The following is an 8979-nucleotide window of genomic DNA, read 5'->3' as shown; positions in this document are numbered from 1 at the left end:
GTGGCCTTGACTTCGACGAGCACCTCGCCGGCGCGCGGGCCGTCGAGCATCACGTCTTCGACGGTGAGCGGGGCGCCGGCCTTCCAGGCGACGGCGGCACGGGTCTTGATCATGGCTTGTACTCCTCGGTGGGGTTCTGTGAATCGGCGCGCAGCATAAGGCTTACCGCGTTGCTCAGCATGACGGCCTCGCGCCGGCACAGGTGCAGGCGGCGCTCCAGCCAGGGGGTCAGGTCTTGCTGGCCGTGCTCGGGCCAGTCGGATGAGAAGGCCAGGCCCGGGTCGCGTGTCTCGGGTACCTCGGCGTGCGGCTGCAGCGCCTCGACGACCGGCTCCGCCGCCGCGTCCAGCGCGGCCGCGCTGACCTGCGGATCCAGCCGCGCGATGCGCCGCCCGATCATCTGCTGCACCATGCCCAGCAGCGCCATCAGCCGGTAGCCATGGGTCAGCAACGCCTCGACTTCGGCCTCCGCCAGCCGCACATGCGAGGGCTCCACGCGCGTGCGCTGTGCGGCCCCGGCGATCGCGGCCAGCGCCGCATAGGCCTGCTGGCGCGTCAGCCGCGCGGCCAGCTGCTGCTCGGCCGAGGGCTGCCAGCGCAGCACGTTGCGCGCATGCCGCGCCAGCGTGCCGCGCAGCTGGCGCGACAAGCGCTGCAGCGACTTGCGCTCCCAGGACGGCAGCACGAAGCAGAAGGCCCAGGCCACCAGCGCGCCGACCACCGTGTCGGCCAGGCGCTCGGCGAAGGCCGGGTGGCTGCCCGGCTCCAGCAGCAGCGGCTGCAGCAGCGCCATCAGCGTGGCGCCGGTGGCGGCGACGACATAGCGCTGGTTGACGTAGGCATGCGAGGTGCCGACGGCGGCCACGAAGATCAGCCCCAGCAGCTTGGGCTCGTCGTGGATATGCGCGAGCGCCGCCACGACCAGGCAGCCGATCACGGTGCCGATGATCCGCTGGTTGCGGCGCGAGAGCGTCTGCTCCAGGTTGCCGCGCAGCACGACGGCCACGCTCAGCACCAGCCAGTGCGGATGGGCGTGCCAGGGCATCCAGTGGCCGACGGCATAGGCCAGCGACAGCGCCAGCGTGGCGCGGATCGCATGGCGCAGCACGCCGGAGTCCAGCGTCAGGTGGGCCTTCAGCGCGGCCAGCGGCCAGCCTTCCGGCGAGACGAACTGGCGCAGCTGCTCGGGCGTGAACGGGGCGGCGTCGTCGCTGCGATCGGGCGCGGTGAGGCGCGCGGCCATCGCGGCGATGTCGTCCAGCATGTAGCCCAGCCGGCCCTGGATCGCCTGGATCAGGTGGCGGCGCGGGTCTTCGTCGTCCACGTCGGCATCCACCTCGGCCAGGCGCAGCGCCAGCTCGCGGCGCCACTGCGCTGCCGAGAGCTGCGGCGGCGCTGCACCACGGTCGGTGGCGGCGGCCAAGCCGTCCAGCGCATCGGCGAGGTGGCGCTGGGTGGTCGCCAGCGCGCGGCGCCAGCCGAGGCCGGCGGCATCGTCGCCGAGGTGCTCGGTGTCCAGCCGGCTGGCCAGCAGCAGGTCGCGCAGCTCGATCAGGCCCAGTAGCAGGTCGACCTGGCGGCGCGCGTGGGGCGAGGGGCGCGCGGCGAAGATATGGTCGCGGGCGTTCTGCAGCGCGTCGGCCAGCAGCACGTCGTCGGCGATCGAGGCGCGCATCGTCAGCTCCTCGACGGGCACCTCGCCGGCGATGCGCGCGGCCCGCGAGCGCAGGCGCTTCGCGCAGGCCCGCATCGCGCCAGCCAGCGCCAGCTCGCGGTAGCGGCGGCGCAGCAGCTGCGAGGTCAGCCGGGCCCACAGCGCATAGCAGGCGCCGCCGGCCAGCACCCAGCCGGCATGCTCGAAGGCATCGAGCTTCGAGTCGGGCACGCCCCAGGCCATCGCGAACACCAGGGCGAGGACCGGCGAGAAGGACAGCGGCCCGGCGCGCAGGCCCCAGGCCATCGCCATCAGGCTCAGGAAGGCGATGGCGGCGATCAAGCCGGTCATCGCCACTGGCGAGGCGCGGCCCAGGCCCACCAGCAGCGTCACCAGCGCGGTGGCCAGCAGCGCGGGCAGCAGCCGCGGCCAGGTGCGCTTGGGCGCGTTGGGCAGGTCCGGCAGGCTGGTGCAGACGGCGCCGCTGATCGCCGCGGCGGCCGTCTCGTGGCCGGCGAGCGCGGCGAAGCTGCTCTGGATCACCAGCACGCCCAGGGCGACGCTGAGGCCGTTGATCTGCGCGGCCGTCAGGCCCGAGAACAGGCGGCGCACGGCGTCAGGCGGCGGCGAGGATGGCTTGTTCGAGCGCGTCGATGAACATCTTCGGCACGTCGAAGCCGGTCTGGTCGCTGATCTCCTGGAAGCAGGTCGGGCTGGTGACGTTGATCTCGGTCAGGCAGTCGCCGATCACGTCCAGGCCCACCAGCAGCAGGCCGCGGGCGGCGGCGATCGGGCCGATGGTCTCGGCGATCTCGCGGTCCCGCGCGCTGATCGGCTGGGCCACGCCCTTGCCGCCGGCCGCCAGGTTGCCGCGGATCTCGCTGCCCTGCGGGATGCGCGCCAGGCAGAAGGGCACGGGCACGCCGCCGATCACCAGCACGCGCTTGTCGCCCTGCTTGATCTCCGGCACATAACGCTGAACCATGACGGTCTCGGCGCCGCCCTTGTTGAGGGTCTCGATGATGGAGCCGAGGTTCATGCCGTCCGGGCCCACGCGGAAGATGCCCATGCCGCCCATGCCGTCCAGCGGCTTCAGGATCACGTCCCTGTGCTCGGCGTGGAAGGCGCGGATGGCGGCGTCGCTGCGGGTCACCAGCGTCGGCGCGATGAACTGCGGGAACTCGAGGATGGCGAGCTTCTCCGGGTGGTCGCGCAGCGCCGCCGGCTTGTTGAAGACCTTGGCGCCCTCGCGCTCGGCCTGGCCCAGCAGGTGGGTGGCGTAGAAGAACTCGCTGTCGAAGGGCGGGTCCTTGCGCATCAGCACGGCGTCGGTGTCGGCGAGCGCCAGGTCGGCGGTCTGCTCGACCTTGAACCAGTCGTCCGCGTCGCCGGTCAGCGTGATGCAGCGGGCGCCATGGGCGGTGACTTTCGCGCCCTGCTGCCAGACCAGGTCGGCCGGATGGCAGGCCCATAACTGGTGGCCTCGACGGGCCGCCTCCCGCATCATCGAGAAGGTCGTGTCCTTGTAGGTCTTGAACGACTCCAGCGGGTCGGCAACGAACAGCAGTTTCATCATCGGCAGGCTTCCTGTTGGGCCCGCAAGTGTTGCATCAATCAAGTGCTCTCGCGGAGGATCAGCTCAAAACCCAGATCGACGCTGCGGCTGGCCGGCGGCGTGCCGGCCAGCAGGTCCAGCATCAGCCGGGCCGCGCGCTCGCCGATGGCCGCGCGCGGGGTGCGCACGGTGCTCAGCGGCGGCAGCATCTGGGCGCTGCCCTCCAGGTCGTTGAAGCCGGCGATGGCGAGCTGCTGCGGCACGCGCAGGCCCAGCCGCAGCGCGGCCAGCAGCGCGCCCTGGGCGAGGTCGTCGTTGCAGAAGAAGATGGCGTCGGGCTGCTGCTTGAGCAGGCGTTCCAGCATCTCGGCGCCCAGGGCGATCGACGAGGGCCGCGGGTCCAGCAGCGCGAGCTCGGTCGTCAGGCCCGCGGCCTCCAGCGCCTCGCGCCAGCCGGCGGCGCGCTGCATCACCCGCGGGTCCAGTTGCGCGCCGGCAAAGGCGATGCGGCGGCGGCCACGCTCGACCAGGTGGCCGGTGATCGCGCGGCCGGCGTCCCGCTGCGAGAAGCCGACGGACCAGGCGCTGGCGTCGTCCGCCCCGCCCAGCTCCATCACGCGCACGCAGGGCACGCCCTGCCCGGCCAGGGTCGACAACATCGCGAGCGTGGCCGGCGTGTGGTCGCTGCCCGTCAGGATCACGCCGGCCGGCTTCAGGCGCAGGTAGCTGTGCAGCAGCTTCTCTTCCTCGGCCGGGTGATAGTGGGTGACGCCGATCAGGGTCTGGTAGCCAGCCTGCTGCAGGCTGCCCTGCACCGCCTCCACCAGGTCGCCGAACACGCGGTTGGACAGCAGCGGCACCAGCAGGACGACGTTGCGGCTGCTGCGCGAGGCCAGGCTCTGGGCGGCCGCATCCGGCTGGTAATGCAGCTTCTGGGCGGCTTCGCGGACGCGCGCCACCAGCTCGGCCGCCACATTGCGATCCGCCCGCAGCGCGCGAGAGGCCGTGATCGGGCTGACACCGGCCTCGCGGGCGACATCGGCCAACGTGATGCGGCCCGAGGCGCGCGAGACCCGGGAGGGTTTTGACATTCGGGTAATTACCTAGATTAATGGCGAGATCGAGGCCTAGGATAGCGCTATCCAATCCGCCTCGGCAAGCGACGCCTTCAGATCGCACCGCAGGCGATTTTTACAGCTGGATTGGACAGCGCTATCCAAGGAGACAACGACCATGTTCGGCCTGAGCCATGACACCTTCCTGCTGCTGGATGCCGGCATCGCCATCCTCGGGCTGATCCTGCTGATCACCACCCGCATCCGCCTGCACCCCTTCATCGCGCTGACGCTCGCCGCCGGCTACCTGGGCCTGAGCTCGGGCATGCCGGTGGCGCAGGTGATGAAGGCCTATCAGGACGGCTTCGGCGGCGTGCTGGGCTTCGTCGGCATCGTGCTGGCGCTGGGCACGATGCTGGGCAAGCTGATGGCCGAATCGGGCGGCGCCGACCAGATCGCCCGCACGCTGGTGCGCGCCTTCGGGCCTGCCAAGGTGCACTGGGCGATGATGCTGGCGGCCTTCCTGGTGGGCATTCCGCTGTTCTTCGAGATCGGCTTCGTGCTGCTGATCCCGCTGGTCTTCATCGTCGCCCGCCGCTCCGGCGTGCCGCTGGTGAAGGTGGGCATCCCGCTGCTGGCGGGCCTGTCGGTGGTGCACGGCCTGGTGCCGCCGCATCCGGGACCGCTGCTGGCGATCGGGGTGTTCGGCGCCGACATCGGCAAGACGATCTTCTACGGCCTGGTCGTCGGCCTGCCTACCGCGGCCATCGCCGGCCCGATCTTCGGCAGCCTGGTGTCGCGTTATGTGAAGCCCGAGCCCTCGCCGGAGCTGATGGCCGTGCTGGCCGGCCGCGCCGACGGTTCGGAAGACGAACTGCCCGGCTTCGGCATCACGCTGGCGACCGTGCTGCTGCCGGTCTTCCTGATGCTGCTGAAGGCTTTTGCCGACGTGTTCTTCCCGGACGGCGCGCCCTTCCGCCAATGGATGGACCTGATCGGCCACCCGATCACCGCGCTGCTGGCGGCGTTGCTGCTGGCCTTGTGGACCTTCGGCCTGTCGCGCGGCTTCTCGACGAAGCAGTTGCAGAAGCTGGTCGACGAGGCGCTGGCCCCGACCGCGGCCATCGTCATCATCATCGGCGCCGGCGGCGGCTTCAAGCAGATGCTGGTGGCCAGCGGCGTGGGCAATGCGATCGGGCAGCTGGCGCTGCAGGCCCAGGTCTCGCCGATCCTGCTGGCCTGGCTGGTGGCCGGCGTGATCCGCATCGCCACCGGCTCGGCCACCGTCGCGACGATCACCGGCGCCGGCATCGTGGCCCCGGTCGCAGCGCTGATCCCGGGCGTCAACAGGGAACTGCTGGTGCTGGCCACCGGCGCGGGCTCGCTGATCCTGTCGCACGTCAACGACGCCGGCTTCTGGCTGGTCAAGCAATACTTCAACATGACCGTGGGCGAGACCTTCAAGACCTGGACGGCGATGGAGACGATCCTGTCGGTGGTCGCCATCATCTTCATCATGGCCTTGTCGGTGGTCGTATGAGCGCCGTCATGGTGGGTGTCGACATCGGCACCACGAGCACGAAGGCGGTCGTCTTCACGCTGGACGGGAAGCCGGTCTCGCAGCACACGGTCGAATACCCGCTGCTACGCCCGGAGCCCGATGCGGCCGAACAGGACCCGCGGCAGATCCTGGACGCGGTGAAGACGGCGCTGAAGCTCGCCGTTACTCACAGCCCGGTGACTTGCGATGACGTGGCCTGCGTCAGCTTCAGCGCGGCGATGCACAGCCTGATCGCACTGGATGCGAATGGCGAGCCGCTGACCGCCAGCATCACCTGGGCCGACAACCGCGCCGCTGCGCAGGCCGCGCGGCTGAAGGCTTCGCCCGATGGCTTGGACGTCTACCGGCGCACCGGCACGCCGATCCATCCGATGTCGCCGCTGGCCAAGCTGCTGTGGCTGCGCGAATCGAAGCCGGCGCTCTGGCAGGCGGCAACGCGCTTCGCCGGCATCAAGGAGTTCGTGATCGAGCGGCTGTTCGGCGTCTCGGTGGTCGATCATTCGATCGCCTCCGCGACCGGCCTCTTCAATCTCCAGCAGCGGGACTGGGACGACGGCGCGCTGGCCCTGACCGGCCTGCGCCGCGAGCAACTGCCAGCGCCGGTGCCGACCGGCCACCGCCTGCCCGCCCTGCCCTGCGCGGCCGAACTCGGCTTGCCGCCGGACACGCCCTTCGTCATCGGCGCCAACGACGGCGTGCTGTCCAACCTCGGTGTCGGCGCCATCGGCCCCGGCCAGCTCGCGGTGACCATCGGCACCAGCGGCGCGATGCGGGCCGTCGTCGACCGGCCGCTGACCGACCCCGAGGGCCGCACCTTCTGCTACGCGCTGACCGAGAAGCTGTGGGTCGTCGGCGGCCCGGTCAACAACGGCGGCATCGTGCTCGGCTGGATCCGCGACGTGCTGCTGGCCGGCGAGGACGCCGATGCCGCGCTGAAGCTGGCCGAGTCCGTGCCGCCCGGCGCCGGCGGCCTGCTGTTCCATCCGTATCTCGCCGGCGAACGGGCGCCGTTCTGGAACGCCGACCTGCGCGCGTCGTGGTTCGGCCTGCACCTGGGCCATCGGAAAGAGCACATGGTGCGCGCCGCGCTGGAGGGCGTGATGTTCAACCTGCGCGGGCTGCTGCCGGTGGTCGAGGCACTGGTCGGCAGCGACTGCACGATCCGGGCGACCGGTGGCTTCGCCCGCTCGCCGCTGTGGCGACAGATGATGGCCGATGTGTTCGAGCGCGAGCTGGTCGTGCCCGAAAGCGTCGAAAGCTCCTGCCTCGGCGCCGCCGTGCTGGGCCTGCATGCACTGGGGCGCATCGAGTCGCTGGACGCGGTCAACGCGATGATCGGCGCCACGCAGCAGCACAAGCCGATCGAGGCGAATGCCGCAGCGTATCGCCGCCTGACGCCGATCTTCGACGCACTGCCTCGGCAGCTGGAACAGCAGTACAGCCAGCTCGCCGAGCTTCAGCGCCGCTTCTGAACCAGCAGCGCCACGCTGCCCGCCACCACGCCCCAGAAGGCCGAGCCGATGCCCGCCATCGAGAGGCCCGACAGCGTCACCAGGAAGGTCAGGATCGCCGCGTCGCGGTGATGCTCGTCCTTCAGCGCGGCGGCCAGGCCGCCGGCGATCGTGCCCAGCAGCGCCAGGCCGGCGATCGCCGCCACCAGCTCGTGTGGGAAGGCCGCCAGCAGGCCCACCACCGCGCCGCCGGCCAGGCCGATGGCGATGTAGAACACGCCCGCCATCACCGAGGCCATGTAGCGCCGCGCCGGGTCTTCATGCGCCTCGCGGCCCATGCAGATCGCCGCGGTGATGGCCGCGAGATTCAGCGCATAGCCGCCGAACGGGGCCAGCAGCATCGAGGCGACGCCGGTGGCCGCGATCGAGGCCGACACCGGCGTCTGGTAGCCCGAGGCGCGCTGCGCCGCCACGCCGGGCAGGTTCTGCGAGGCCATCGTGACGACGAACAGCGGCAGTGCGACGCCGATCAAGGCGCCCACGCTGAAGCTGGGTGTCGTCCACACCGGCCTCGCCCAGGACCAGTCCACCGCACCCAGCTGCAAGCGCCCCTGCACCGCCGCCACGACGATGCCCGCCAGCAGCACGCCCGGCACCGCATAGCGCGGCCACAGCCGCTTGCCCAGCAGGTAGGCCAGCGCCATCACCAGCACCATCAGCGGCGCGGTCTTCACCTGCAGCACCGCGTCGAGGCCGAACTTCGCCAGCACGCCGGCCAGCAGCGCCGAGGCTACGGCCAGCGGGATGCGGTCCATCAGCTTCTCGAACCAGCGCGTCGCGCCGAACAGCGCGATCAGCGCGCCGCAGACGATGAAGGCGCCGATCGCCTCCGGCATCGACACGCCGTGCGTGCCCGCCAGCAAGGCCGCGCCGGGCGTGGACCAGGCCGTCAGGATCGGCTGCCGCGTCCACAGCGACAGGCCCAGGCTGGTGATGCCCATGCCCAGGCCCAGCGCCCAGATCCAGGATGAAGTCTGCTCCGGCGTGGCGCCCAACGCCTGCGCGGCCTGGAACACGATGGCCACCGAGCTGGTGAAGCCCACCAGCACGGCGACGAAGCCGGCGACGGTGGCAGAAACGGAGAACGCCTGCAGCGGCGACGGTGCGCGCTGGCTCATCCGGCCGCCCGCGCGTAGGGCGCCAGCATGCGGGCGAGCTGGTCCTCGGGCTCGTCGTCGGCGCTGGGCAGCAGCGCGCGGCTCTCGATGCCTTCCAGGTGCGCGTTCATCAGCGCGATCGCCTTGTCGGCATCGCCCTGGCGCAGGGCGGCGATCAGGTCGCGGTGCTCGTTGACCGCGCATTCCGACGAATGCGGCCGGCCGTGCACGGCCAGGATCAGCGAGCAGCGGGTCGCCACCTCATCGAGGTAGCGGCGCAGCAGCGGGTTGCCGGCCATCTCGGCCAGCTTGACGTGGAACTCGCCGGCCAGGCGGATGGACGCGGTGGGCTTGTGCTCGGCCGCGGCGGCGCGCTCTTCGCGCACATGGGCTTCCAGCGCCGTGCCCATCGAGGGCTTCCACTTCCTGATCACCAGGCGCACGACCTCGGCCTCCAGGCAGCGGCGCATCTCGAACACGGCCTTGCCTTCCTCCAGGCTGGGGCGGGCGACAGTGGCGGTGCGCTTGTTGCCGATGTCGACGAGG

At 71.1% G+C, this 8979-nt stretch carries 7 protein-coding genes and 1 pseudogene; 2 read left to right on the top strand and 6 right to left on the bottom strand.

What is annotated here, in order from left to right; genetic code table 11:
- From B0W88_RS26880 to B0W88_RS26865, 4 genes and pseudogenes are all read right to left on the bottom strand, one after another.
- Positions 1–110 (bottom strand): annotated as a pseudogene (locus B0W88_RS26880) (S-(hydroxymethyl)glutathione dehydrogenase); the annotation flags it as partial.
- Positions 110–2266, bottom strand: coding sequence for an FUSC family protein (locus tag B0W88_RS26875; RefSeq protein WP_077037652.1), 2157 nt, complete (start codon positions 2264–2266; stop codon positions 110–112). The pseudogene B0W88_RS26880 and the gene B0W88_RS26875, both read right to left, overlap by 1 nt.
- Positions 2267–2270: 4 nt before the next feature.
- Positions 2271–3227 carry a glutathione synthase gene (gene gshB / locus B0W88_RS26870; RefSeq protein WP_077037653.1) on the bottom strand — a complete coding sequence of 319 codons (957 nt, stop codon included), beginning with the start codon at positions 3225–3227 and terminating at the stop codon, positions 2271–2273.
- Between the two features lie 41 nt (positions 3228–3268).
- A complete protein-coding gene (locus B0W88_RS26865; protein ID WP_077037651.1) occupies positions 3269–4300 on the bottom strand; it encodes a LacI family DNA-binding transcriptional regulator in 1032 nt (343 codons plus the stop codon).
- 142 nt (positions 4301–4442) lie between these two features.
- On the opposite strand from B0W88_RS26865, the gene B0W88_RS26860 reads away from it, so the two are divergent.
- Together B0W88_RS26860 and B0W88_RS26855 are read left to right on the top strand one after the other, a co-directional pair.
- Positions 4443–5804 carry a GntP family permease gene (locus B0W88_RS26860; protein WP_077037650.1) on the top strand — a complete coding sequence of 454 codons (1362 nt, stop codon included), beginning with the start codon at positions 4443–4445 and terminating at the stop codon, positions 5802–5804.
- Complete coding sequence (locus B0W88_RS26855) at positions 5801–7297, top strand: gluconokinase (protein WP_077037649.1); 1497 nt, start codon at positions 5801–5803, stop codon at positions 7295–7297. Before B0W88_RS26860 ends, B0W88_RS26855 begins: the two co-directional genes overlap by 4 nt.
- Here the strand turns inward: B0W88_RS26855 and B0W88_RS26850 are convergent.
- Entirely contained in the window at positions 7282–8454 is a 1173-nt protein-coding gene (locus tag B0W88_RS26850; RefSeq protein WP_077037648.1) for a benzoate/H(+) symporter BenE family transporter, read from the bottom strand. The two genes, B0W88_RS26855 and B0W88_RS26850, sit on opposite strands and share 16 nt — an antisense overlap.
- Positions 8451–8979: GntR family transcriptional regulator (locus B0W88_RS26845; RefSeq protein ID WP_077037647.1), on the bottom strand; the 529-nt coding region annotated here is incomplete at its 5' end. The genes B0W88_RS26845 and B0W88_RS26850, both read right to left, overlap by 4 nt.

Origin of the sequence: Pelomonas sp. KK5 (assembly GCF_001984095.1) — a bacterium.
Taxonomy (GTDB): domain Bacteria; phylum Pseudomonadota; class Gammaproteobacteria; order Burkholderiales; family Burkholderiaceae_C; genus KK5.
Note: the sequence above shows the minus strand (reverse complement) of the source record. Positions and strands in the feature narration are given on the sequence as shown.